At 55.6% G+C, this 862-nt stretch carries 1 protein-coding gene; it reads left to right on the forward strand.

The genetic code is table 11. The features are described from left to right. Positions 1–862, forward strand: an 862-nt coding sequence (locus J5224_RS31225) for a type VI secretion system Vgr family protein (protein WP_264628883.1), incomplete at both ends; no start/stop codon positions are given.

Here is an 862-nt window from a genome sequence, read left to right on the forward strand (position 1 = left end):
GAAGAAGAAAGCGGCGGGGAGCCTACCACCTACAGCAACCGTTTTGACGTGATTAATGCCAATATCACGTGGCGTGCGGCATTGCCCTATAAACCGATGGTGGATGGTCCGCAAATCGCCACGGTGGTTGGCCCTGCCGGGGAAGAGATTTACTGTGATGAGCACGGCCGGGTGAAACTGCAATTCCCATGGGACAGATACGGTTCCAGCGACGATCAGAGTTCGTGCTGGGTGCGCGTGAGTCAGGGCTGGGCAGGCGGTCAGTATGGCATGATCGCCATCCCGCGTATTGGTCATGAAGTTATCGTCAGTTTTCTTGAAGGGGACCCCGATCAGCCCATCGTAACGGGCAGAACCTACCATGCCACCCAGCGCCCTCCTTATGACCTGCCGGTTCACAAGACTCGCACCGTGTTGCGTACCGAGACGCATCAGGGAGAAGGATTCAATGAACTGCGCTTTGAAGATCAGGCCGGACAGGAGGAAATCTATCTGCACGGACAAAAAGATCTTAACGCGTGCATTGAGAACGATGTTGTCTGGCATATCAGACACGATGCCCACGCTGATATTGATAACAACCGCATCACGCGCATTAAATCCAACGATCACCTGACCGTAGAGAACGAGATGCGTGTTCAGGTTACGGGGGATCATTCGCTGACGGTGAATGCCTCGATGCACCAGAAACTGGGGCAGGCTTTGCTGGTCGAAGCTGGCCAGGAAGTGCACGTGAAATCCGGGGCCAAAGTGGTGCTTGAAGCGGGAGCTGAGCTGACCCTGAAAGTTGGCGGCAGCTTCGTGAAGATTGACCCCAGCGGGGTGACGGTCGTGGGCCCTTCCATCAAGATGAACTCCGGAG

The organism is Candidatus Symbiopectobacterium sp. NZEC135 (assembly GCF_025962695.1).